Annotated in this window: 23 protein-coding genes and 1 pseudogene; 14 read left to right on the top strand and 10 right to left on the bottom strand. The window is 58.7% G+C overall.

The window, feature by feature from the left end:
• Positions 1 to 22 precede the first annotated feature (22 nt).
• Together ACW9I6_RS04110 and ACW9I6_RS04105 are read right to left on the bottom strand one after the other, a co-directional pair.
• Entirely contained in the window at positions 23 to 361 is a 339-nt protein-coding gene (locus ACW9I6_RS04110) for a phage holin family protein (protein WP_003208680.1), read from the bottom strand.
• Between the two features lie 610 nt (positions 362 to 971).
• The gene (locus ACW9I6_RS04105) at positions 972 to 1706 is read right to left on the bottom strand and encodes a LexA family transcriptional regulator (RefSeq protein WP_023659216.1); all 735 of its coding nucleotides are present in this window, start codon (positions 1704 to 1706) and stop codon (positions 972 to 974) included.
• A 142-nt stretch (positions 1707 to 1848) separates the two neighbouring features.
• Here ACW9I6_RS04105 and ACW9I6_RS04100 point away from each other — a divergent pair, with 142 nt between their 5' ends.
• The 4 genes from ACW9I6_RS04100 (at position 1849) to fdxA (ending at position 6049) form a co-directional block, all read left to right on the top strand.
• Positions 1849 to 2601 carry a zeta toxin family protein gene (locus tag ACW9I6_RS04100; RefSeq protein WP_256344341.1) on the top strand — a complete coding sequence of 251 codons (753 nt, stop codon included), beginning with the start codon at positions 1849 to 1851 and terminating at the stop codon, positions 2599 to 2601.
• Entirely contained in the window at positions 2601 to 2771 is a 171-nt protein-coding gene (locus ACW9I6_RS04095) for a hypothetical protein (protein ID WP_003208685.1), read from the top strand. The genes ACW9I6_RS04100 and ACW9I6_RS04095 overlap by 1 nt, the downstream gene beginning before the upstream one ends.
• Before the next feature lie 232 nt (positions 2772 to 3003).
• Entirely contained in the window at positions 3004 to 5583 is a 2580-nt protein-coding gene (gene mutS / locus ACW9I6_RS04090; protein WP_457338922.1) for a DNA mismatch repair protein MutS, read from the top strand.
• Between the two features lie 142 nt (positions 5584 to 5725).
• Positions 5726 to 6049 (top strand): ferredoxin FdxA, encoded by a 324-nt coding sequence (gene fdxA, locus ACW9I6_RS04085; RefSeq protein ID WP_003208688.1) that lies wholly within the window; start codon positions 5726 to 5728, stop codon positions 6047 to 6049.
• Between the two features lie 496 nt (positions 6050 to 6545).
• Here the strand turns inward: fdxA and apbC are convergent, their stop codons facing one another.
• Positions 6546 to 7640, bottom strand: a complete 1095-nt coding sequence (gene apbC / locus ACW9I6_RS04080; protein ID WP_177055192.1) for an iron-sulfur cluster carrier protein ApbC — start codon at positions 7638 to 7640, stop codon at positions 6546 to 6548.
• Between the two features lie 172 nt (positions 7641 to 7812).
• On the opposite strand from apbC, the gene metG reads away from it, so the two are divergent.
• From metG to ACW9I6_RS04060, 4 genes and pseudogenes are all read left to right on the top strand, one after another.
• A complete protein-coding gene (metG, locus tag ACW9I6_RS04075) occupies positions 7813 to 9864 on the top strand; it encodes a methionine--tRNA ligase (protein WP_003208690.1) in 2052 nt (683 codons plus the stop codon).
• Between the two features lie 121 nt (positions 9865 to 9985).
• A pseudogene (rsxB, locus tag ACW9I6_RS04070) lies at positions 9986 to 10807 on the top strand (electron transport complex subunit RsxB); the annotation flags it as partial.
• Between the two features lie 150 nt (positions 10808 to 10957).
• Positions 10958 to 11596 carry an endonuclease III gene (gene nth / locus ACW9I6_RS04065; protein WP_010170146.1) on the top strand — a complete coding sequence of 213 codons (639 nt, stop codon included), beginning with the start codon at positions 10958 to 10960 and terminating at the stop codon, positions 11594 to 11596.
• A 107-nt stretch (positions 11597 to 11703) separates the two neighbouring features.
• Positions 11704 to 11889: a PA3496 family putative envelope integrity protein gene (locus ACW9I6_RS04060; protein ID WP_003208696.1), complete on the top strand. Its 186-nt coding sequence runs from the start codon at positions 11704 to 11706 to the stop codon at positions 11887 to 11889.
• A gap of 71 nt (positions 11890 to 11960) precedes the next feature.
• Here the strand turns inward: ACW9I6_RS04060 and ACW9I6_RS04055 are convergent, their stop codons facing one another.
• From ACW9I6_RS04055 to ACW9I6_RS04045, 3 genes are all read right to left on the bottom strand, one after another.
• Positions 11961 to 12593, bottom strand: coding sequence for a response regulator transcription factor (locus tag ACW9I6_RS04055; RefSeq protein ID WP_003208698.1), 633 nt, complete (start codon positions 12591 to 12593; stop codon positions 11961 to 11963).
• Between the two features lie 656 nt (positions 12594 to 13249).
• Positions 13250 to 14467: an argininosuccinate synthase gene (locus ACW9I6_RS04050; RefSeq protein WP_003208700.1), complete on the bottom strand. Its 1218-nt coding sequence runs from the start codon at positions 14465 to 14467 to the stop codon at positions 13250 to 13252.
• A 129-nt stretch (positions 14468 to 14596) separates the two neighbouring features.
• Positions 14597 to 15505 (bottom strand): flagellar protein MotY, encoded by a 909-nt coding sequence (locus tag ACW9I6_RS04045; protein ID WP_087695280.1) that lies wholly within the window; start codon positions 15503 to 15505, stop codon positions 14597 to 14599.
• A 156-nt stretch (positions 15506 to 15661) separates the two neighbouring features.
• On the opposite strand from ACW9I6_RS04045, the gene pyrC reads away from it, so the two are divergent.
• A complete protein-coding gene (gene pyrC / locus ACW9I6_RS04040) occupies positions 15662 to 16708 on the top strand; it encodes a dihydroorotase (RefSeq protein WP_003208703.1) in 1047 nt (348 codons plus the stop codon).
• On the top strand, positions 16705 to 17382 hold the full coding sequence (gene rnt / locus ACW9I6_RS04035) for a ribonuclease T (RefSeq protein WP_003208704.1): 678 nt from the start codon (positions 16705 to 16707) through the stop codon (positions 17380 to 17382). Before pyrC ends, rnt begins: the two co-directional genes overlap by 4 nt.
• A 64-nt stretch (positions 17383 to 17446) precedes the next feature.
• Here the strand turns inward: rnt and ACW9I6_RS04030 are convergent, their stop codons facing one another.
• Positions 17447 to 18049 carry a peroxiredoxin gene (locus ACW9I6_RS04030; protein WP_003172097.1) on the bottom strand — a complete coding sequence of 201 codons (603 nt, stop codon included), beginning with the start codon at positions 18047 to 18049 and terminating at the stop codon, positions 17447 to 17449.
• A 237-nt stretch (positions 18050 to 18286) separates the two neighbouring features.
• Here ACW9I6_RS04030 and ACW9I6_RS04025 point away from each other — a divergent pair, with 237 nt between their 5' ends.
• Positions 18287 to 18505: a bacterioferritin-associated ferredoxin gene (locus tag ACW9I6_RS04025; protein ID WP_003208706.1), complete on the top strand. Its 219-nt coding sequence runs from the start codon at positions 18287 to 18289 to the stop codon at positions 18503 to 18505.
• Positions 18506 to 18705: 200 nt separating this feature from the next.
• Positions 18706 to 19176 (top strand): bacterioferritin, encoded by a 471-nt coding sequence (gene bfr / locus ACW9I6_RS04020; RefSeq protein WP_008433502.1) that lies wholly within the window; start codon positions 18706 to 18708, stop codon positions 19174 to 19176.
• Between the two features lie 78 nt (positions 19177 to 19254).
• Here the strand turns inward: bfr and grxD are convergent, their stop codons facing one another.
• Entirely contained in the window at positions 19255 to 19593 is a 339-nt protein-coding gene (gene grxD, locus ACW9I6_RS04015; RefSeq protein WP_003208710.1) for a Grx4 family monothiol glutaredoxin, read from the bottom strand.
• 99 nt (positions 19594 to 19692) lie between these two features.
• Positions 19693 to 21789: a molybdopterin oxidoreductase family protein gene (locus ACW9I6_RS04010; RefSeq protein ID WP_457338921.1), complete on the bottom strand. Its 2097-nt coding sequence runs from the start codon at positions 21787 to 21789 to the stop codon at positions 19693 to 19695.
• A gap of 445 nt (positions 21790 to 22234) precedes the next feature.
• Here ACW9I6_RS04010 and argF point away from each other — a divergent pair, with 445 nt between their 5' ends.
• Together argF and ACW9I6_RS04000 are read left to right on the top strand one after the other, a co-directional pair.
• Positions 22235 to 23155, top strand: a complete 921-nt coding sequence (argF, locus tag ACW9I6_RS04005; protein ID WP_457338920.1) for an ornithine carbamoyltransferase — start codon at positions 22235 to 22237, stop codon at positions 23153 to 23155.
• On the top strand, positions 23152 to 24261 hold the full coding sequence (locus tag ACW9I6_RS04000; RefSeq protein ID WP_457338919.1) for an ABC transporter ATP-binding protein: 1110 nt from the start codon (positions 23152 to 23154) through the stop codon (positions 24259 to 24261). The genes argF and ACW9I6_RS04000 overlap by 4 nt, the downstream gene beginning before the upstream one ends.
• A gap of 10 nt (positions 24262 to 24271) precedes the next feature.
• On the opposite strand, the gene ybaK is transcribed toward ACW9I6_RS04000, so the two are convergent.
• Entirely contained in the window at positions 24272 to 24742 is a 471-nt protein-coding gene (gene ybaK / locus ACW9I6_RS03995; protein ID WP_003208718.1) for a Cys-tRNA(Pro) deacylase, read from the bottom strand.
• Between the last annotated feature and the right edge of the window lie 225 nt (positions 24743 to 24967).

Raw genomic sequence — 24967 nt, 5'->3', positions numbered from 1 at the left:
TTAAGTAGCGTCCTTGCAACGGTTACTGCGGGTCCCGGCCAGGGCCTTCGTTGACGCCGATGCGCTTGGCCGCCCAGCGTTCATAAAGGCCGATGGCCACGTCGGCGCCGGCCATGGCGGTCAGGCACCCAATGGCGCCGGCCGTCCAGATCGACATGCCGGCGGCGTAGCACAGCATCAGGGCCGATACCCCGCACACCATGCAGGCCCCCGAACGCAGGGCCAGGCGCCGCATAAGCGACCAACCGCGGGCGCCTTCCTTGTCGGCGCGCCACATTTCTCCGGAAACCCCGCCAATCACCGCCAATACGATGACCAGCCAGATAGGCATTTCCGCCAACGCTTGCTGCTCGTTTGTCATGTCACGCCTCCTGGAATGAGTGATACCGGCAGGTCGCCGGTTGTAGGTGTTTGTTTCAATTTGAATGGGTTCTCTAGGTAGGCATTCCAAAAAGCCCGGTTGCCCGGGCTTTTCAGTAATGATGTCCTCGAACTTTCGGCGCTACTGGCGCGGTACGGTTCTTTCCTCAATGTTTTTCCGACCACGATCCCTGTCTGCCGGATAACTGCTTCTGGTGCTTTACGCTGCACACCCGGGCCAGTTGCCAACCCTCTGAACCGTTAAGGCCGGTTCATCGCTGCCTGTTCTTGAAGCGGTTTGAAACTAAAGAGCGTCGGCATCCTTGCCGGTATTGCCTGGCATCCTTGCCATCGCTTCGATGGCGTCCTTGCCGGTGTTGCGTAACGTCCTTGTCTTCCTTGGCAGCATCCTTGCCGCCTCCACCAGGCCTTCTTGGCTGGCTTGAGATGAAGAATATGCATGTATGCATATACAGTCAATGCACAAATGCATTTATTTTTGCGCAATAAATGCACAGGTGCATTTATAGCCCCGCAGGCAAAGGGTTTGGTGGTTTTACGCAGACGAAAAAAAGCCCGCTCACTGGCGGGCTTTGTCTTACACAGAAGGGTTAGCGGGCGTACATGCCCCACCAGAAAACGTGACCAAGGATGCTGATCTGTTCATCCTGGATTTCCTGGAAGCTGTAGTCCTCGTCCGGATGTTCATCGCGGTTGAAGCTACGCAGGCGAATCCCGGAAGGCAGGCGATAGAGCTGTTTCACCCGTAGCTGGCCGTTGTGATTGATGGCGTAAAGATCGCCATCGACGATGTCACCAATCCCGCATTTGCCCGCATTGACACCTACGGTGGCGCCGTCGCGCAGCACCGGCAACATACTGTTGCCGCGCACCGTCACGCACTTGGCCTGGTCGAACTGCACACCGTTATGCCGCAGGCTGCGCTTGCCGAATCGCAGGCTGGCTTTCTCGCTTTCCTCGATGACGAATCTTCCTGATCCAGCAGCCAATTCAACCTCGCGCAGAAAGGGGATCGACACCTCGTCATCATTAACGGGTGTTTCGTCGTCCCACAGGCTTATGTCCTTGAGTTCCGAATGCATCGGGTCACGCTCGTCCGACCGCGCCGGCACCAGCCCTGCGCGCCCGCGCAGCTGATCGGTGCTGACCTGGAAGTAATCGGCGATGCGCGAGATGTGCTTGTCCGACGGATCCACGATCTTGCCGCTGAGGATCCGGGACAGTGTGGATTGAGGCACGCCGGTACGCCGGTGAAGCTCCGTGGGGGAGATCCGGTCGCGGTCCAGCAGCTCTCTTAAGACGATAGAAACGTTGCGTTTTTGCATAACGCGGATAGTGCAGGCAGTTTTGATGCTTGGCAAATGCTTATTTGCATATTTAATGCATTGATTGCAGATTTTTACCTAACCATTTGTGGTCTGCCTCGCATGCTAACCTGCGCCTATCGGAAAAATGCTGGGTTTGTTGATGACGCACTTTGCAGATCCAATCAGAAAAGTCATGACGCAGTCAGAGCAAGAAGTCTCAGACGAAGCGCTGCGCTTTGCTCGCTCAAACAAGAAAATGATTGCCAGGCGTCTGACCGACAAAGCTATCTATCCTCCGGAAGAGGCGCCTGTATCGGTCTACATGGCCGGCTCACCGGGTGCAGGAAAAACCGAGGCATCAATCGCGCTCGTGAATCTTTTTGCCGACACCCCGATCCTTCGAATTGACCCCGATGAGCTTCGTAGCGAATTTGTTGCCTATACCGGCGGTAACTCCTGGTTATTCCAGAGAGGGGTTTCTATTTTGGTGGAGAAGATTCTGGATTTTGCGATGGACCAACAGCAGTCGTTCCTCCTTGACGGAACATTTTCAAACATTGATGTCGCCAGGCGGAATGTGGATCGTTCCTTAAGAAAAGGCAGGTTCGTACAGATTCTGTACGTCTACCAGGATCCGAGGCTCGCTTGGGACTTCGTCAAAGCTCGCGAAGAAGCAGAAGGAAGAAGGATTCGTAAAGAGCATTTCATCGACCAGTACTTTGCCGCACGTGACGTCGTCAACGCACTTAAGCTAGAGTACGGCGGCGATATCCACGTGGATTTGCTGCTCAAGCACATTGACAACTCGGGACGATTGTACAAAGCCGGTGTCGAAAAAATTGACTACCATATTCCTGAGCGACACACGCGGGCCGATCTTGAGGCCAGACTCGGGCAACCATCAGGAGCGTAATGATGATTTCGATTAAGCTGGGCTTGACCAAAGGTGCAAAAAGCCCCTTTGCCGACTTTATTCGTAACGCTAAATCTGATCAAAAAAAGCGCGTATACAGCGAAGTGCTGACCGAAGCGACCAAACAGCAGAACCTTGTATTGATGGCAGCTGAGGCAAAACGAGCCTGACATCTACTAAGGCACTGCAATAAAGAACCCGACCCAGCGTCGGGTTTTTTTATTGATCAACCGAACCCGATCTGTCTTGGTTTCCATCGTAAACCATAGGACAAACACATCGTTTATAAGGCTCGTAGCGAGAATTCAACATCGTATAGCCGCCCACAATGCATAAAAAATCAATGTACCATTAGCCTATTTACCCTTGCCAAAAATCGACAGGAAGAGCTGAACCCCGCGTATGACCGACCTCTCCAGCCACACCCCGATGATGCAGCAGTACTGGCGCCTGAAAAACCAGCACCCTGATCAGTTGATGTTCTACCGCATGGGCGATTTCTACGAGATCTTCTATGAAGACGCGAAGAAGGCGGCCAAGTTGCTGGACATCACCCTGACCGCGCGCGGGCAGTCGGCCGGGCAGTCAATTCCGATGTGCGGGATTCCATATCATTCGTTGGAAGGTTACCTGGTCAAGCTGGTGAAGCTGGGCGAGTCGGTGGTGATCTGTGAGCAGATCGGCGACCCGGCCACCAGCAAGGGCCCGGTGGAACGCCAGGTGGTGCGTATCATTACGCCGGGTACGGTGAGTGATGAGGCGCTGCTGGATGAGCGTCGCGACAACCTGATCGCGGCAGTACTGGGGGACGAACGCCTGTTCGGCCTGGCAGTCCTGGATATCACCAGTGGCAACTTCACGGTGCTGGAGATCAAGGGCTGGGAGAATCTGCTGGCGGAGCTTGAGCGCGTCAACCCGGTGGAGTTGATGATCCCGGACGACTGGCCAAAGGACCTGCCGGCGGAACGTCGCCGTGGGACCAAGCGTCGTGCGCCGTGGGATTTCGAGCGTGATTCGGCGCTGAAAAGCCTGTGCCAGCAATTCTCCGTGCAAGACCTCAAGGGCTTCGGTTGCGAAACCCTGACCCTGGCCATCGGCGCCGCCGGTTGCCTGCTCAACTATGCCAAGGAAACCCAGCGCACTGCCCTGCCGCATTTGCGCAGCCTGCGTCATGAACGCCTGGACGACACCGTGGTGCTGGATGGCGCCAGCCGTCGCAACCTGGAACTGGACACCAACCTGGCCGGCGGGCGCGACAACACCCTGCAATCGGTGGTCGACCGTTGCCAGACCGCCATGGGCAGCCGCTTGCTGACCCGCTGGTTGAACCGCCCGCTGCGGGATTTGACCGTGCTGCAAGCCCGCCAGACCTCTATTACCTGCCTGCTCGACCGCTACCGCTTTGAAAAGCTGCAACCGCAGCTCAAGGAAATCGGCGATATCGAGCGGATCCTGGCGCGGATCGGCCTACGTAATGCGCGGCCCCGCGACCTGGCACGCCTGCGCGATGCCCTCGGCGCCCTGCCGCAACTGCAAGCGGCGATGACCGAGCTGGAAGCACCGCACCTGCAGCAACTCGCAGTCACCACCGGCACCTACCCGGAACTGGCGGCGCTGCTGGAAAAAGCCATCATCGACAACCCGCCCGCGATCATCCGTGACGGTGGCGTGTTGAAGACCGGTTACGACACCGAGCTGGATGAGCTGCAATCCCTGAGCGAGAACGCCGGGCAGTTCCTGATTGACCTGGAAGCCCGTGAAAAAGCCCGCACCGGCCTGGCCAACCTGAAAGTCGGCTACAACCGCGTGCACGGCTACTTTATCGAGTTGCCAAGCAAGCAGGCCGAGCAGGCGCCGATCGATTACCAGCGCCGCCAGACCCTCAAGGGTGCCGAGCGCTTTATCACTCCGGAGCTTAAAGAATTCGAAGACAAGGCGCTGTCGGCCAAAAGCCGCGCCCTGGCCCGGGAGAAAATGCTCTACGAAGCCTTGCTCGAAAGCCTGATCGACAAGCTGGCGCCGTTGCAGGACACCGCAGCCGCCCTGGCCGAGCTGGATGTACTGAGCAACCTGGCCGAGCGAGCCCTGAACCTTGACCTGAACTGCCCGCGCTTTGTCAGCGAGCCGTGCATGCGCATCGTGCAAGGTCGCCACCCGGTGGTGGAGCAGGTGTTGACCACGCCGTTCGTCGCCAACGACCTGTCGCTGGACGACGACACCCGCATGCTGGTGATCACCGGTCCGAACATGGGCGGTAAATCCACCTACATGCGTCAGACCGCGTTGATCGTGCTGCTGGCGCATATCGGCAGCTTCGTGCCGGCGGCAAGCTGCGAATTGTCACTGGTGGACCGCATCTTCACCCGGATCGGTTCCAGCGATGACCTGGCCGGCGGCCGTTCGACCTTTATGGTGGAAATGAGCGAAACCGCCAACATCCTGCACAACGCCACCGAACGCAGCCTGGTGCTGATGGACGAAGTGGGCCGCGGCACCAGCACCTTCGACGGGCTGTCCCTGGCGTGGGCGGCGGCCGAGCGTTTGGCGCACCTGCGGGCGTATACGCTGTTCGCGACGCACTACTTCGAATTGACCGTGCTGCCGGAAAACGAGCCGTTGGTAGCCAACGTGCACCTCAATGCCACCGAGCACAACGAGCGCATCGTGTTCCTGCACCACGTGCTGCCCGGCCCGGCAAGCCAGAGTTACGGCCTGGCCGTGGCGCAACTGGCGGGGGTGCCGGCCGAGGTGATTACCCGTGCTCGCGAGCACCTGAGCCGCCTGGAAGAAACCGCGCTGCCCCATGAGATTCCCGTGGCCAGCCCGGCCAAGGCCAGCAACAAACCCAGCGCGCCGCACCAGAGCGACATGTTCGCCAGCCTGCCTCATCCGGTACTGGATGAGTTGGCTAAGCTTGACCTGGATGACGTGACGCCGCGAAAAGCGCTCGAAATGTTATATGCACTGAAGACTCGGATATAACGCAGACGCTTGCAAGCTGGTAGACTCTCGCGCGGTTTGGGATGCTGCGGGCTTTTAGCCTGGCCTGCAGACTATCGCTCCCGAACCTCGCGAGCCCTGCCACAAAGGGTTTCGCTGCCGCCGCCTGAGGAGAAAATTAGAAATGACCTTCGTCGTCACCGACAACTGCATCAAGTGCAAGTACACCGACTGCGTAGAAGTGTGTCCGGTGGACTGCTTCTACGAAGGCCCGAATTTCCTGGTCATCCACCCGGACGAGTGCATTGACTGCGCCCTGTGTGAACCAGAATGCCCGGCCGTCGCTATTTTCTCCGAGGACGAAGTCCCGGCAGAGATGCAGGAATTTATTCAGTTGAACGTTGAGCTGGCGGAAATCTGGCCGAATATCACTGAGCGCAAAGACCCGATGCCGGATGCGGCAGAGTGGGATGGCAAAAAAGGCAAGATTGCCGACCTCGAACGCTGATAGCGTCGATGCCCTCCAAAAGGCCCCTTGCGGGCCTTTTTGCATTTCTGCGGGGCGGGTTTCACTTTTCTACAGGCAAAAAAAAGGGGCGGTATGACCCGCCCACATTTTTTCCCTAGTCCCTGTGTTCCTTTTCATCGTCCTGATGAATCGCATCCTGCGAGGTTCCCTGAATCATCGTTCCTTGATGACTGTGTCAATCCGTGGACACAGGGCTGATCTTAGAGAGTTCACGGGGAAGTTCAACGGGATCCAACCCGCCGGGTTTTCGATTCACGCGCTCAAACGCGAATAAATAATCGTTATATTTCAATAAGATATAAATATAGGCAATCAATTCAAGACGCCCCCGCCGACGAAAAAACCCAAACGCTTACGAAAAAGTAAGTGAATGCTTACACCAGCAATTACGTAAAAGAGTAAAAAACGCCTCGTTGCTGTTCATCAGGCAAGAAAAAGCCCCGACAAGGTCGAGGCTTTTTTCCCATCCGGTGGATCAGTCGTCGCTGACAGTAATCGTCGGCATTGCCTGGGCCTCTGCTTCCTGCAGGACGATTCGCGCGCCTACGTGGCGCGCCAGCTCCTGGTAGACCATGGCAATCTGGCCATCGGGCTCGGCAACGACCGTTGGCTTGCCGCCATCAGCCTGCTCACGAATCCCCATGGACAGCGGCAACGACGCCAGCAGTTCAACGCCGTACTGGGTCGCGAGCTTCTCGCCGCCGCCTTCACCGAACAGATGCTCGGCGTGGCCGCAGTTGGAGCAGATGTGCACCGCCATGTTTTCCACGACGCCCAGCACCGGGATGTTGACCTTGCGGAACATCTCCACACCCTTGCGGGCATCCAGCAGCGCCAGGTCCTGCGGTGTGGTGACGATCACCGCGCCGGCCACCGGCACTTTCTGCGCCAGGGTCAGCTGGATATCGCCGGTGCCGGGCGGCATATCGATCACCAGGTAGTCCAGATTGCCCCAGTCGGTCTGGGTGACCAGTTGCAGCAACGCACCGGATACCATCGGGCCGCGCCAGACCATCGGTGTGTTGTCGTCGGTCAGGAAGGCCATGGACATGACTTCCACGCCATGGGACTCGATCGGCACGAACCATTTCTGGTCCTTGATCTTCGGCCGGGTGCCTTCCGGGATGCCAAACATCACGCCCTGGCTCGGGCCATAGATGTCGGCGTCGAGAATCCCGACCCGCGCGCCTTCCCGGGCCAGCGCCAGGGCCAGGTTGGCGGCGGTGGTGGATTTGCCCACGCCGCCCTTGCCGGAAGCCACGGCCACCACGTTCTTGACGTTGGCCAGGCCCGGAACCTGCGCCTGGGCCTTGTGCGGGGCGATCACGCACTGGATGTCGACCCTGGCCGAGCTGACGCCGTCCAGGCCTTCGATGGCCATTTGCAGCATCTGCGCCCAGCCGCTCTTGAACAGGCCTGCAGCGTAGCCCAGCTCAAGCTGGACCGAAACCTTGTCACCCTGCACGTCGATGGCGCGTACGCACCCGGCGCTGACCGGGTCCTGGTTCAGGTAGGGGTCGGTGTACTGGCGAAGAACGGCTTCCACCGCTGCGCGATTGACGGCGCTCATGGGCTACTCCCGAAAAAAGACTGACTAAAACAGGCGGCTATCCTAACCGTTCCAGCGCCCCAGCGGCACGCTTTCGGCCTGCGGGAAAATCCGGAAACAGCCGCACGGGGTGAAATAAATTTCCCGGCGCTTTATAGTGGCCGACCTCCGTTTCATCAAGTAGCCGAGCCCCATGTCCGAGCCACGCAAGATCCTCGTCACCAGCGCCCTGCCCTATGCCAATGGTTCTATCCACCTTGGCCATATGCTTGAGTACATCCAGACCGATATGTGGGTGCGCTTCCAGAAGCATCGCGGCAATCAATGCATTTATGTCTGCGCGGACGACGCCCACGGTTCGGCCATCATGTTGCGCGCCGAGAAGGAAGGGATCACCCCGGAACAACTGATCGCCAATGTCCAGGCTGAACACAGCGCCGACTTTGCCGAGTTCCTGGTGGATTTCGATAACTTCCACTCGACCCATTCCGACGAAAACCGCGAGCTGTCGAGCCAGATCTACCTGCGCCTCAAGGACGCCGGGCACATTGCCACGCGTTCGATCACCCAGTATTTCGACCCGGAAAAGAAAATGTTCCTGGCCGACCGCTTCATCAAGGGCACCTGCCCGAAATGCGGCACTGAGGACCAGTACGGCGACAACTGCGAGAAATGCGGCGCCACTTACGCGCCCACCGACCTGAAGGATCCGAAGTCGGCCATCTCCGGTGCCACCCCGGTACTCAAGGATTCCCAGCACTTCTTCTTCAAGCTCCCGGATTTCCAGCAGATGCTGCAAACCTGGACCCGCAGCGGCACCCTGCAGGACGCCGTGGCGAACAAGATCGCCGAATGGCTGGACGCCGGCCTGCAACAGTGGGACATCTCCCGCGATGCGCCGTACTTCGGCTTTGAGATCCCGGGCGAGCCAGGCAAGTACTTCTACGTGTGGCTGGACGCGCCGATCGGCTACATGGCCAGCTTCAAGAACCTGTGCGACCGCACGCCGGAGCTGGACTTCGACGCGTTCTGGAACAAGGACTCCACGGCCGAGTTGTACCACTTCATCGGCAAGGACATCGTCAACTTCCACGCGCTGTTCTGGCCTGCAATGCTTGAAGGCTCGGGCTATCGCAAGCCAACCGGCATTGCCGTGCACGGTTACCTGACGGTCAACGGCCAGAAGATGTCCAAGTCCCGTGGCACCTTTATCAAGGCGCGCACCTACCTGGACCACCTGTCGCCGGAATACCTGCGCTACTACTACGCCTCCAAGCTGGGCCGTGGTGTCGACGACCTGGACCTGAACCTGGAAGACTTCGTACAGAAGGTCAACTCGGACCTGGTGGGCAAGGTGGTCAACATCGCCAGCCGTTGCGCCGGGTTTATCCACAAGGGCAACGCCGGGGTGCTGGTGGCTGAAAATGCCGCACCTGAGCTGACCGATGCGTTCCTGGCCGCGGCGCCAAGCATCGCCGATGCCTATGAAGCCCGCGACTTTGCCCGGGCCATGCGCGAAATCATGGGCCTGGCCGACCGCGCCAACGCCTGGATCGCCGACAAGGCGCCGTGGTCGCTGAACAAGCAGGAAGGCAAGCAGGCTGAAGTCCAGGCGATCTGCGCCACAGGCGTCAACCTGTTCCGTCAGTTGGTGATCTTCCTCAAGCCGGTATTGCCATTGCTGGCAGCCGACGCCGAGGCGTTCCTCAATGTGCCGCCGCTGACCTGGAATGACCACGCGACACTGCTCGGCAACCATCAGTTGAATGAGTTCAAGCCGCTGATGACCCGTATCGACCCGGTAAAAGTGCAGGCCATGACCGACGCATCGAAAGAAGACCTCGAGGCCAGCAAGACCGATACCGGCGACGCTGCACCTGCGGGCAATGGCGAACTGGCGAAAGATCCGTTGTCGCCGGAAATCGACTTCGACGCCTTCGCTGCGGTGGACTTGCGGGTGGCCCTGATCCTCAAGGCCGAAGCCGTGGAAGGCGCCGACAAGCTGCTGCGCCTGACCCTGGACATCGGTGATGAACAACGCAACGTGTTCTCGGGGATCAAGAGCGCCTATCCGGACCCATCCAAGCTCGATGGTCGCCTGACCATGATGATCGCCAACCTCAAGCCGCGGAAAATGAAGTTCGGTATCTCCGAAGGCATGGTGATGGCGGCCGGCCCTGGCGGTGAAGAGATCTACCTGTTGAGCCCGGACAGCGGCGCCAAGCCGGGTCAGCGCATCAAGTAACAATGGCTAACTGCCTCATGGTCTCGGCCATGGGGCGGTTTCAGCTAGTACCCCCTCCTCGCTTGCCGGATAATCGGATTCTGTTTGCTGTCGGCCCGTTGTTGGCTGTGGCTTTTCCGGGTTCCAACGCAATGATCAAACCATGAGCCTGATTCAACGTATCGACGCCCTGCTGCCGCAAACCCAGTGTGGCAAATGTGGGCATCCTGGCTGCAAGCCCTACGCAGAAGGCATTGCCCAAGGCGAGGCGATCAACAAGTGCCCTCCGGGCGGCCAGGAAACCATTACAGGCCTGGCGCAGCTGTTGAAGCTCCCGGTGCTGGAGTTGGACACATCTCGAGGGGAAGCGCCCGCACAGATCGCGTTTATCCGTGAAGCGGAGTGCATCGGCTGTACCAAATGCATCCAGGCCTGCCCGGTGGACGCTATCGTCGGTGCTGCCAAATTGATGCACACGGTGATTGTCGACGAGTGCACGGGTTGCGACCTGTGTGTAGCACCCTGCCCGGTTGATTGCATCGAAATGCGTCCGTTGAGCACCGTAATACCGATTGTCGGCGGGCTGGCCTCCAATGATCATGAACGCGAGGCACGCAGCCTCAAGCGCGACCGCGCCCGGCGACGGTTTGAACAGCGCAACGCGCGGCTGCAACGCGAAGAGGAACAGAAACTTGCCGAACGCCAGGCACGCTCCAAGCGCGCCGCCCCGGTAGCTGCGGCCACGGTCAACCCGGTCCAGGCGGCCATTGAGCGGGTTCGTGCACAAAAAGCCGCGGCCATGGACGCCGCCTTGAAGAAGGCCAAGATCAACCTGGCCATGAGCCGCGCCCAATTGCACAAATCCCTGAAAGCTTTCGGCCACCCGCCGACCTTTGAACAGCAGTCGCAGTTGATCATTCTGCAACAGCACTTCGAAACGGCAGAGCAGGCGCTTGCGGCACTGGTGGTGGCTGATGCCCGCACTTGACCCCCTTGAGCACCGGCCCCACGTGATGAAGCGTGTACTGCCGGTGCACGCCGCGTTTATCCTGCTTGGGTTATTGGGCCCGTTTTTCGTAACCACACTGACTGTCCGCAAGGAACCGCTCGCCCCATGAACGCCGCAAAACGCCTGGAAATTTTCCGCCGGCTTCACGAAGACAACCCGGAACCGAAAACCGAACTGGCCTACTCCTCGCCGTTCGAGTTGCTGATCGCCGTGATTCTCTCGGCCCAGTCCACAGACGTCGGCGTCAACAAGGCCACCGCCAAGTTGTATCCGGTGGCGAACACCCCGGAGGCGATCTACGCGCTGGGGGTTGAGGGCTTGTCCGAATACATCAAGACCATCGGCCTGTACAACAGCAAGGCGAAGAATGTCATCGAGACATGCCGGCTGCTGGTGGAACTGCACGGCAGCGAAGTACCGCAAACGCGCGAAGCCCTGGAAGCCCTTCCGGGTGTTGGCCGAAAAACCGCCAATGTGGTGCTCAATACGGCATTTCGCCAGTTGACCATGGCGGTGGACACGCACATCTTTCGGGTCAGCAACCGAACCGGTATTGCCCGCGGAAAAAATGTGGTGGAGGTGGAAAAACAGCTGATGAAGTTCGTGCCCAAGCCGTATCTGCTGGACTCGCATCACTGGTTGATCCTTCACGGACGCTATGTCTGCCAGGCCCGCAAGCCGCGCTGTGGCAGCTGCCGCATCGAAGACCTGTGCGAATACAAGGAAAAGACTTCCGACGATTGAGCCATCATTGCTTTTATCGATGAGTCGATTGAAAAAATCTTTTTTACCAGGCCCGAGATTATCGTTATAAGGAGCGCCAACGGCAGTCTTAGCCTGGAGTTAACCTTATGAGCACTGGCAAAGAACAACTGGATGTAGAAGACGACGTTGTTGGCGCTGAATCCGACGATGATGCAGCAGAAGCACCGGTAGAGGTGGCCAAGACCAATTTGAGCAAACGCCGCACCATCGACAACCTTCTGGAAGAGCGGCGCTTGCAAAAACAGTTGGCCGATTACGACTTCGATCTCTAATCGATCCAACGATAAACAGAAGCCTCCCTTGCGGAGGCTTTTTTCTGACTGGATGTAAATGTGAGGCCGGCCTACACCAGGCCGTTTCGCTGGGCCAGCTCGATCAAGTCCACCAGCGAGCGGGCGTTGAGCTTGAGCAGCAAGCGGGTCTTGTAGGTGCTCACAGTCTTGTTGCTCAGGAACATGCCATCGGCGATCTCCTTGTTGGTCTTGCCGCGGGCCAACTGCTGCAACACCATCATCTCCCGGCCGGACAGGCGCTCGACCATGTCCGCTTCGCTGGCGTTACCCATTGTGGAGCGCACCGAGTTCAACGCCTGGTTGGGGAAGTAGCTGTACCCGCACAGCACCGCCTTGACCGCGCTCAACAGCTCGGTGAGATCCTGTTGCTTGCACACGTAGCCGGCAGCACCCGCCTGCATGCACCGCATCGAGAAATGCCCGGGCGCCTGGGACGTCAGCACCAGCACCTTGAAGGGATGTGCCTGTTTGGTTGATGACAGCCGGCATATAACTTCCAGGCCATCGAGTTTGGGAATTCCAATATCCAGTATGACAATGTCCGGCATATGCTCGCGCGCAAGTTGCAAGGCATCGACACCGTTATCGGTCTCGGCAACGACCTCATAACTATGACGTTCCATTAGCATACGCACAGCAAGACGAATGACGGGATGATCATCCACGATCAGCACTTTATTCATGGGCAAGTCCAATTTCGCTGTTCGAATTATTAAGAGTAAGCACAATAGCCTAGTCGTTTCTCGCTTGGCATAGCGCTCCCCCCCAAGCAACAGCAAGCAGAGACCTAACCCACAAAGACATAGGATTTAACCTACAAAAAAACGCCAGATCGGAGCTATTCAGTTTTGTTGGGGCTTTCAGAACTTTCCGAGCACAAACATATTTTGAGTGAAAATTCCCAGGATTACGCGGGCCCGGGTAAACGCGCCGTACACAAGTTTCAGGAAATGCCCCTTGTGCGCTGTCAGAAGACCTGTGAACCCGGAGGGAAATCGGGTTTTTAAAAGTTCCATTCGACATAATTACTAACGCTCCATAAATCCTACAGGCATGTCAGCATCTGACATATTCGCGGTACATTTCTGAGTGAATTTTCTGTAGTACATAGTTCCTGCCTACAAGAAAAAATCTCACTTTCAACAATGCATCACTTATCGAGCGAAATTAATAAACATTGCCCCCGTAAAAATATAAACACTCCAGATCATCTCCTGGAGTACCTGAACTTTTTCGAAGCGAACAATAAACACAGGCGCGCGCCCGATGATTCCGGATGTATTTTCAACCAAAAAAAATGGCCCCTTGAGGGGCCATTTTTCATTGCAACTTACAACACTCAGAACAACTTGCGACCTTTGTTGGCCGCAATGCGCATGCGCAACGCGTTCAGCTTGATGAAGCCTGCCGCGTCTGCCTGGTTGTAGGCGCCGCCATCTTCTTCAAAAGTGGCGATGTTGGCGTCGAACAGCGACTCATCGGACTTGCGACCGGTCACGATCACATTGCCCTTGTACAGCTTCAGGCGCACAACGCCGTTCACGTGGACCTGGGAAGCGTCGATCATCTGTTGCAGCATCAGACGCTCAGGGCTCCACCAGTAGCCGGTGTAGATCAGGCTGGCGTACTTGGGCATCAACTCGTCTTTGAGGTGAGCCACTTCACGGTCCAGGGTGATGGACTCAATGGCGCGGTGAGCGCGCAGCATGATGGTGCCGCCCGGGGTTTCGTAGCAACCACGGGACTTCATGCCCACGTAACGGTTCTCGACGATGTCGAGGCGGCCGATACCGTGTTCGCCACCGATACGGTTCAAGGTCGCCAGTACGGTGGCCGGGGTCATTTCGACGCCGTCCAGCGCGACGATGTCGCCGTTGCGGTAGGTCAGTTCCAGGTACTGGGCCTTGTCAGGAGCGTTCTCCGGGGAGACGGTCCATTTCCACATGTCTTCTTCGTGCTCGGTCCAGGTGTCTTCCAGCACGCCGCCTTCATAGGAGATGTGCAGCAAGTTGGCGTCCATCGAGTACGGGGACTTCTTCTTGCCATGACGCTCGATCGGGATCGCGTGCTTTTCGGCGTAGTCCATCAGCTTTTCACGGGACAGCAGGTCCCATTCACGCCACGGAGCAATCACTTTTACGCCTGGCTTCAAGGCGTAGGCGCCCAGTTCGAAACGCACCTGGTCGTTGCCCTTGCCGGTGGCGCCATGGGAAATGGCGTCAGCGCCGGTTTCGTTGGCGATTTCGATCAGGCGCTTGGCGATCAGCGGACGTGCGATGGAAGTACCCAGCAGGTACTCGCCTTCGTAGACAGTGTTGGCGCGAAACATCGGGAAAACGAAATCGCGGACGAACTCTTCGCGCAGGTCGTCAATGTAGATCTCTTTCACGCCCATGGCTTGCGCCTTGGCACGTGCAGGTTCGACCTCTTCGCCCTGACCCAGGTCAGCGGTGAAGGTCACCACTTCACAGTTATAAGTATCCTGCAGCCACTTGAGGATCACCGAAGTGTCCAGGCCGCCGGAATACGCGAGAACGACCTTGTTTACGTCGGCCATGCCATCACTCCACGGGGTTGTACGGAAAGGCGTCGATTCTACCGACCAAAACCGTGAAATTACAGAGGCGCGACAGCAAATGAAGATAAAGCGACAGATTATGTCGAGCGGGCGACGAAACGCCGCACCTTATGAGGTGGCGGCAGCGTTGCCTGGCGCCTTGGCCTGGGGCGCCGGTTTCTCGGGGGCTGCCACCCGTTCGAGCTGAATATTCACCCGGCGGTTTTTCGCCCGGTTGGCCGCGTTGGTGTTCGGCGCCAGCGGATAGCTTTCGCCATGAAAGCGCAGGGTAATCTGCGATTCCTGGATGCCATTGGCCTTGAAGTAGTCCATCACCGCCAATGCACGACGCCGCGAAACGTCGCGATTGGTCAGGCGATTGCCGCTGTTGTCGGAGTGGCCATTCAACTCGACGTGGTTAACCGTCGGGTCGGCTTTCATGAATTCGAGAATCACCGAGAGCTTTTTCCTGGCCGCCGCGTCCAGTTCGATGCCGCCACCCGGGAAACCCACCTCGGTCTGTTTGACCTGCTCGAAATTCATCGGCAGCAGCTTGGTGGTGCAGAGTTGGTAGTCGTTGTAGGCCTTGCTGAATTTCGCCGGCAGCAGGCGGATCTCGGAGTAACCGCCGTCGCGGCTATAGTGGCGCACCGTCGGGCTGCGCCCTTCGAGCAGGCCGGTAAACAAACGCCCGGCCTGGGCCTGGGAGCTGTTGAACAGCACATCGCCACTGCCGACACGCACCGCCCCCAGGTTGATATCGCCACGCCCCGGCTGCCACGGCGCAGCCGCCGCCAACAGGGTTGCGGAACCGGCACCCAACGAGCCGTTAAAGGCTTTCAGGCGAAACGTCGCCTGCTCGCCGGCCCGGCGCACGAACTCGCCCGAGCCGAAATCGGTGATCGGCTGGGTCAAGCGGCACTCGAATTTATCGCCCTCCACTTTCCACTCAATATTCTCCAGACGTGTCTGGAACGTGAGGGCCATCGCGGGCAGGCTGGCGAACACACTGAGCAGGGCTAGATAATGCTGGCGCACGGGAGGCTCCACTGGTTTCTACAACACATCAAGGCGTCATACATCGTTAAGGCATACCCAGGGATATCGGTCGCATCCTGCAAAACTTGATAGCGAGTGCCTGCAAGAGTCTTTTCCGGTAGCATTCCCACCAGATTGACCCGCCTGGAATCCCCAATGTCCGACCGCCTGACCCTGCTGCGTCCCGACGACTGGCATATTCATCTTCGCGATGGTGCTGCGTTGCCCCAAACCGTGGCCGATGTAGCGCGCACGTTTGGCCGCGCCATCATCATGCCTAACCTGGTACCTCCGGTGCGTAACGCCGCGGAAGCCGACGCCTATCGCCAGCGCATTCTCGCTGCACGACCGGCCGGCAGCCGCTTCGAACCGTTGATGGTGCTGTACCTGACCGACCGCACCCAGCCCGAAGAAATCCGCCAGGCCAAGGCCAGTGGTTTCGTGCACGCCGCCAAGCTGTACCCGGCCGGCGCGACCACCAACTCCGATTCCGGCGTCACCAGTATCGACAAGATCCTGCCGGCCATCGAAGCCATGGCCGAAGTGGGCATGCCGTTGCTGATCCACGGTGAAGTCACCCGTGGCGATGTCGATGTGTTCGATCGTGAAAAGATCTTCATCGACGAGCACATGCGCCGAGTTGTCGAGCTGTTCCCGACCCTCAAGGTGGTGTTCGAGCACATCACCACCGCCGATGCCGTGCAGTTCGTCACCGAGGCTTCGGCCAACGTCGGCGCGACCATCACCGCGCATCACCTGCTGTACAACCGCAACCACATGCTGGTGGGCGGGATTCGGCCGCACTTCTATTGCCTGCCGATTCTCAAGCGCAACACGCACCAGGTAGCGCTGCTCGATGCCGCCACCAGTGGCAGCGAGAAATTTTTCCTCGGTACCGACTCTGCACCTCACGCCCAACACGCCAAGGAAGCCGCGTGTGGTTGTGCCGGTTGCTATACCGCCTATGCGGCGATCGAGTTGTATGCCGAAGCGTTCGAACAACGCAACGCCCTGGACAAGCTTGAAGGGTTCGCCAGCCTCAACGGCCCGCGTTTCTATGGCCTGCCGGCGAATACCGACCGCATTACCCTGGTCCGTGAAGACTGGACCGCCCCCACCAGCCTGCCGTTTGGCGAGCTGACCGTTATCCCGCTGCGCGCCGGTGAAACACTGCGCTGGCGCCTGCTGGAGGAACACCCGTGAGTGAAGACCATTACGACGACGACCAGGAACACGGCGGCGGTGGTGGCGGTTCCCGTCACCCGATGGCCGAGCGTTTCCGTGGCTACCTGCCCGTTGTCATCGACGTAGAAACCGGCGGTTTCAATTGCGCCACTGATGCGTTGCTGGAAATCGCCGCCACGACCATCGGCATGGATGAACAGGGTTTCGTGTTCCCGGAACACACCCACTTCTTCCGCGTCGAGCCGTTCGAAGGCGCCAACATCGAAGCGGCGGCCCTGGAGTTCACCGGGATCAAGCTTGATCACCCACTGCGCATGGCCGTCAGTGAAGAAGCGGCGCTGACCGACATCTTCCGTGGCGTACGCAAGGCCCTGAAGGCCAATGGCTGCAAACGCGCGATCCTGGTGGGCCACAACAGCAGCTTCGACCTGGGCTTCCTCAACGCCGCCGTGGCGCGCCTGGACATGAAACGCAACCCGTTTCACCCGTTCTCCAGCTTCGACACTGCGACCCTGGCCGGTTTGGCCTATGGCCAGACCGTGCTGGCGAAGGCCTGCCAGGCTGCCGGTATCGACTTCGACGGTCGTGAGGCCCACTCGGCCCGCTACGACACCGAGAAGACCGCCGAGCTGTTCTGCGGCATCGTCAACCGTTGGAAACAGATGGGCGGCTGGGAAGACTTCGGCGACTGAAGCCAAATCCCGCACATAAAAAAACCGGCCTTCTCAGGCCGGTTTTTTTTGCTTCGAACGTGGCTTACAGCTTGCCAGCGTTCTCGGTCAGGTAAGCCGCAACGCCTTCTGGCGAAGCGTTCATGCCCTTGTCGCCTTTTTTCCAGTTGGCAGGGCAAACTTCGCCGTGCTCTTCGTGGAATTGCAGGGCGTCGACCAGACGGATCAGCTCTTCCATGTTACGGCCCAGCGGCAGGTCGTTGATGATCTGCGAGCGTACAACGCCCTTGTCGTCGATCAGGAACGCGCCACGGAATGCCACGCCGCCTTCGGACTCAACGTCGTAGGCCTTGGCGATGTCGTGCTTCATGTCGGCAGCCATGGTGTATTTGACTTTGCCGATGCCGCCATCATTGATAGCGGTGTTGCGCCAGGCGTTGTGGGTGAAATGGGAGTCGATGGAAACGGCAACCACTTCAACATTACGCGCCTTGAAATCGTCCATGCGGTGATCCAGGGCGATCAGCTCCGATGGGCAGACGAAGGTGAAGTCCAGCGGGTAGAAGAACACCAGGCCGTATTTGCCTTTGATGGCTTCAGACAGTTTGAAGCTGTCTACGATTTCGCCATTGCCGAGGACGGCGGGTACGTCGAAATCCGGGGCTTGTTTGCCGACGAGTACGCTCATTGGGTATCTCCTGATGGTGGTGACTGAAGTAAAAGGATCCGTCCCAGTGTGCCGCAGCTAAAAGACAGGCCTGTGACGTGATCACGCTTCGTGAAGACCGACCATCATACCGGAAAAAAGCCGTTCGTCAGTGAAGCCGCGTGCAAACACCAAGGCTTGAGAAACTACTTTGACAATCATTCTCGTTAACATTAAGATCCGTCGCACTTAAGCCTTAAACCGCGATGGTTCTCCCTTATGTATGTCTGCCTTTGCACTGGCGTCACCGACGGACAAATCCGCGAAGCAATCTACGAAGGTTGCTGCAGCTACAAGGAAGTACGTGAAACCACCGGCGTTGCCAGCCAATGCGGCAAATGCGCCTGCCTCGCCAAGCAAGTGGTACGGGAAACCCTGACGCAGCTGCAAACTGCCCAGGCTGCGATCCCCTACTCAGCAGAATTTACACACGCTTAATCAGCGTGTTTTAAAGAACCGGACTTAGTGTCCGGTTTTTTTATGCCCGAAATTCAAACAGTTAGCGCCAAGACGCGGAACACAAACATTCTTATTCCGATTAATTTTCATTTATTATTCAATAACTTAGGTTTGACAGTAGTAAATGCGCAGCTCAAACTCCGCCTTATATACAGCGAATACAGGGCAGGACCCCAATCATGAAAGGCGACATCACAGTCATCCAGCAACTCAACAAAATCCTTGCCAATGAACTGGTCGCGATCAATCAGTACTTCCTGCATGCGCGCATGTATGACGATTGGGGCCTGGAAAAGCTGGGCAAGCGTGAATACAAAGAATCCATCAAGGCCATGAAGGACGCTGACGCGCTGATCAAGCGCATCCTGTTCCTGGAAGGCCTGCCGAACGTGCAGGACCTGGGCAAGCTGAACATCGGCGAGCACACCCAGGAAATGATCAACTGCGACCTGAACTTCGAGCGCAAGAGCCACACCGACCTGAAGGCCGCCATTGCTCATTGCGAATCCAAGGGCGACTTCGGCAGCCGTGAACTGCTGGAAGATATCCTTGAAGACCAGGAAGAACACATCGACTGGCTGGAAACCCAAATCGGCCTGATCGACAAAGTGACTATCGAGAATTACCTGCAATCGCAGATGGGTGAATAACCCTTCAATTCCCGGCCACTAAAAAGCCCCGCTCTCTTTCGAGAAGCGGGGCTTTTTATTGCCGCGGCCTAAAACAAATCAGGCTTCGGTCTTCGCAGCTGCTTTGGCCGCTGCGTCTTTGATCAGTGCCTGCAACGAACCATCAGCCGCCATTTCGGTGATGATGTCGCTACCGCCGACCAGCTCACCGGCAACCCACAGCTGCGGGAAGGTTGGCCAGTTGGCGTACTTCGGCAGGTTGGCGCGGATTTCCGGGTTCTGCAGGATATCCACGTAGGCGAACTTCTCGCCACATTGCATGATTGCCTGGGAAGCCTTTGCGGAGAAGCCACACTGGGGAGCGTTAGGGGCGCCCTTCATGTAAAGCAGAATAGTGTTGTTGGCAATCTGCTCTTTGATCGTTTCGATGATATCCATGGAACACCTCGGCTGGAACTTTCCGACTCATGGGTCGGCACGGTGGCGCATTGTAACGCAAACCCCAGCGTGACGCTCGGACTCCCCGACAGACAATCCTTACGCCGCCGCCACCTGCACCGGCACGCCGTTCAACGCTGCGTTGCCCGACAGCTCATCCAGTTGCCGCTCATCCGTCAGGTCATTCGCGCTCGCCCCCGGCTGCCCGCTGGCGATGGTCATCTGCACGCCAGGGCGGCCGTGGCCCCAACCGTGAGGCAGGCTGACCACGCCGGGCATCATGTCGAGACTGGCCAACACTTCCACCTCGATCATGCCGATCCGCGAGCTGACCCGTACCCGCTGCCCGTCAGTCAACTGGCGATGGGCAAGGTCATCCGGATGCATCAGCAGTTGATGGCGAGGCTTGCCCTTCACCAGCCGGTGGTAGTTATGCATCCAGGAGTTGTTGCTGCGCACATGCCGGCGGCCGATCAGCAGCAACTCATTCACCTCGGGCACCGGCTGCGCGGCAAAGCGCGCCAGGTCGGCGACGATTACCGATGGTGCGGCCTGCAGATGGCCATTGGCGGTTTTCAGGCGGCCTGCGAGGTTGGGTTTCAGCGGCCCGAGGTCCAGGCCATGAGGGTGATCGGCCAGCGCGGCAATGGACAACCTGTCGCCATAAGGCCCGGCCCGCAGCCCGAAGTCGATCATCTGCGCAGGCGGCATCGTCGGTTTGAGTGTATTACCCGTCTTCTCGGCAAACGCCCGGGCCAGGCCGACGAAGATTTCCCAGTCATGCAACGCACCCTCGGGTTTCGGCAGGATGGCGCGATTGAAACGGGTGACGTTACGTACCGCGAACATATTGAAGGTGGTGTCGTAGTGATCGTTTTCCAGGGCCGAGGTGGACGGCAGGATCAGGTCGGCGTAACGCGTGGTCTCGTTGATATACAGGTCGATGCTGACCATGAACTCCAGGCCATCCAGCGCCTGTTCCAACTGCCGGCCGTTAGGCGTGGAGAGCACCGGATTGCCCGCCACCGTCACCAGCGCACGGATTTGTCCTTCACCCTCAGTGAGCATTTCTTCAGCCAGCGCCGACACCGGCAACTCGCCCCCGTACTCGGGTCGCCCGGAAACCCGGCTTTGCCAGCGATTGAAATGCCCGCCGGAAGTCGAGGCCACCAGGTCGACGGCCGGCGTAGTGCACAAGGCCCCGCCGACTCGATCCAGATTACCGGTCACCAGGTTGATCAACTGCACCAGCCAATGGCACAGCGTGCCGAACGCCTGGGTCGAAACGCCCATGCGGCCATAACACACAGCCCTTTCAGCCGCCGCAAAGTCCCGGGCCAACTGGCGGATCTGCTCGGCGGGTACCGCACATTGACGGCTCATGGCCTCGGCGGTGAATCCGGCCACGGCGTGGCGCACGTCATCCAGGCCGTCCACCGGCAGGTGACTGTCACGGGTCAGGTTCTCGGCAAACAGTGTATTGAGCAATCCGAACAATAACGCCGCATCGCCGCCCGGGCGCACGAACAGATGCTGGTCGGCCATCGCCGCCGTCTCGCTGCGGCGCGGATCAACCACCACGACTTTACCGCCGCGAGCCTGGATGGCCTTCAGGCGTTTCTCCACATCCGGCACGGTCATGATGCTGCCGTTGGACGCCAACGGGTTGCCGCCGAGGATCAGCATGAAATCGGTATGGTCGATGTCCGGGATCGGCAGCAACAGGCCGTGGCCGTACATCAGGTGGCTGGTGAGGTGGTGGGGTAACTGGTCCACCGAGGTGGCGGAAAAACGATTGCGGGTCTTCAGCTGGCCAAGGAAGTAGTTGCTGTGGGTCATCAGGCCATAGTTGTGCACGCTCGGATTGCCCTGGTACACCGCCACAGCATTCTGCCCGTGACGCGCTTGAATCGCGGCCAGGCGCTCGGCTACAAGTACAAAGGCGTCTTCCCACGGGATCGGCTGCCATTCGCTGCCCACCCGCAACATGGGCTGGTGCAGGCGGTCCGGGTCATTCTGGATGTCTTGCAGGGCCACGGCCTTGGGGCAGATATGGCCACGGCTGAACGTATCCAGGGGGTCGCCCTTGATCGAGGTGATCGCCAGGCTTGCGTCTTCGCCCTGGGTAGTTTCCAGTGTGAGGCCGCAGATGGCTTCGCACAGATGGCAGGCACGGTGGTGGAGAGTCTTGGTCATGGCCAGTCTCTTTTATTGTGGGCTAGGCACTTCGGACGAAAACTATGGCCCGCCGGGGGCAGCAGCGCCAGCAACGTTCGTCGTGTGAATCGAGCGGCATCAGGCCAGGCCATGAGGAAACATCAGGAAATGTTTCAGAAGCTTCCGGCAGCCCGCTGAAACCGACGCAGCCCGGCCTCAGCCTGCCCTCACGCATTGCAATGTGGCGCAGCGCCAGTGTACAAATGACCCGCTGCTGTCAGGAAACAGGCTTCAAAAGCGCCCTCCCCGCGTCCTTGAACTCCCCTAAAAACTGTAGCCCTATTGGTAAGACGCGACATTTAATTATAAGATCGCGCCTTCCCCTATTTCGTCGCCCCGTGCGGCTTTCGCCGCAGGTCTCGCCCGTTTTCAAAATAAACCAGGCTTTGAGTATCTGCGGTCTGTTGCAAAAAGGTAGTTAATGATGAGCGCAAGGCACTTTCTCTCCCTGATGGATTGCACGCCCGAAGAGCTGGTCAGCGTGCTCCGTCGAGGCATTGAGCTTAAAGACCTGCGTAACCGCGGCGTACTGTTCGAGCCTTTGAAAGGCCGCGTGCTCGGGATGATTTTCGAGAAGTCGTCCACCCGCACCCGCGTGTCTTTCGAAGCCGGCATGATTCAGCTCGGCGGCCAGGCTATCTTCCTGTCACCTCGCGATACCCAACTGGGCCGTGGCGAGCCGATCAGCGATTGCGCGATCGTGATGTCGAGCATGCTGGATGCGGTGATGATCCGTACCTTCGCCCACAGCACCCTGACCGAATTTGCCGCCAACTCCCGAGTGCCCGTGATCAACGGCCTGTCCGATGACCTGCACCCCTGCCAGTTGCTGGCCGACATGCAAACCTTCCTCGAACAGCGCGGCTCGATCCAGGGCAAGACCGTGGCCTGGATCGGCGACGGCAACAACATGTGCAACAGCTATATAGAAGCGGCGATCCAGTTCGACTTCAAATTGCGCGTTGCCTGCCCTGAAGGCTACGAGCCGGATGCACGTTTCCTGGCCCAGGCCGGCGACCGCGTGACCATCGTCCGCGACCCGCGTGAGGCGGTCATCGGCGCACACCTGGTGAGCACCGACGTGTGGACCTCCATGGGCCAGGAAGAGGAAACCGCCAAGCGCCTCAAGCTCTTCGCCCCGTTCCAGGTCACCCGCGCCCTGCTCGACCTGGCCGCGCCGGACGTGCTGTTCATGCACTGCCTGCCCGCCCACCGTGGCGAAGAAATCAGTCTCGACCTGCTGGACGATCAACGTTCAGTAGCCTGGGCCCAGGCGGAAAACCGCCTGCACGCACAAAAAGCCCTGCTCGAGTTTCTGGTTGCGCCGGCGTACCGTCCTGCATGAGCCAGCCACTACTGCTGAACCTGCGCAATCTGGCATGCGGCTATCAAGACCAACGGGTGGTGCAGAACCTCAATCTGCACCTCAACGCCGGCGACATCGGTTGCCTGCTGGGCTCCTCGGGCTGCGGCAAGACCACCACCCTGCGAGCGATTGCCGGGTTTGAGCCGGTGCATGAAGGCGAGATCAGCCTGGCAGGCGAAGTCATTTCCAGCGCCGGTTTCACACTGGCCCCGGAGAAACGTCGGATCGGCATGGTGTTCCAGGACTACGCGCTGTTTCCACACCTCAGCGTGGCTGACAACATCGCCTTCGGCATTCGCAAGCACCCGCAAAAAGAGCGTGTGGTCGCTGAATTGCTAGAACTGGTGAACCTGAAGAACCTCGGCAAGCGCTTCCCCCACGAACTCTCGGGCGGCCAGCAGCAACGCGTCGCCCTAGCTCGCGCCCTGGCGCCGGAACCGCAATTGTTGCTGCTGGACGAACCCTTCTCCAACCTCGACGGCGAACTGCGGCGCAAACTCAGCCACGAAGTACGCGATATCCTCAAGGCGCGGGGCACCAGTGCGATTCTGGTGACCCACGACCAGGAAGAAGCCTTCGCAGTGAGTGACCATGTCGGCGTGTTCAAGGAGGGTCGCCTGGAGCAGTGGGATACGCCCTACAACCTCTATCACGAACCGCTGACACCCTTTGTCGCCAGCTTCATTGGCCAGGGTTACTTCATTCGCGGGCAGTTGAACACGCCGGAATCGGTTACCACCGAACTGGGGGAGTTGCGCGGCAATCGTGCCTACACCTGGCCAACCGGCGGCGCGGTGGATGTGTTGCTGCGCCCGGACGACATCGTTTATGCACCGGACAGCGCCTTGAAGGCGCGGATTGTCGGCAAGACGTTCCTCGGCGCGTCGACCCTGTATCGCTTGCAGCTGCCGACAGGCGCTCAGTTGGAGTCGATCTTCCCCAGCCACGCCGATCACCAGGTCGGTGCCGACGTGGGCATTCGCGTGGCAGCCGAGCACCTGGTGTTGTTCCAGGCCTCAGGCAGCACCGCAGCACAAATCCCTCAGGTTGAGTCAGGCGTTCGCCGCTACAGCACCGCCTCCTGACGTCAACGCATCACGCCCGGCCAATTTCCGCGAACTTGGCCTGGGTGTGTTCGGCCAGCACTGTCGCTGCCAACTCCACCTCAAGCCCCCTTCTCCCCGCACTGATAAAAATTGTCGGAAACGACTGCGCCGTCACATCGATGAAGGTGCGCAGGCGTTTCTTCTGCCCCAGCGGGCTGATGCCGCCCAACAAGTAACCGGTGGCCCGTTGCGCCGCTGCCGGGTCTGCCATCTCGACCTTTTTTACCCCTGCCGCCTGCGCCAACGCCTTTAAATCCAAACTTCCGACGACCGGCACAACCGCCACCAACAGCTCGGCTTTTTCACTGCTGGCCAGCAGGGTCTTGAACACCTGCGCCGGGTCCAGGCCCAATTTTTCCGCGGCCTCCAGACCATAGGACGCTGCCTTGGGGTCATGTTCGTAACTGTGAATTCGATGTTCGGCGCGAACTTTTTTCAACAGGTCCAATGCGGGCGTCATGTGGGCTCCAGGCTTGGCAAAAAGGTGAAAAAACAGACAGCCAATTCTAGGCCAACAACAAGCAAAAGGCTCTAGTCCGAAGCCCTCTGCCACCCGCTCACGCGCACCTTCCCTGCCGCTTCCCGCGCCCACGGCACGATCATTCATCACACCAATAATTACAAAATGACCGATCGTTCACTTTCGACCTTTGACAGCCGTCATTCTTGTCTATATTTTTTCGTT

This window comes from Pseudomonas sp. SDO5522_S412, assembly GCF_054071215.1.
Note: the sequence above shows the minus strand (reverse complement) of the source record. Positions and strands in the feature narration are given on the sequence as shown.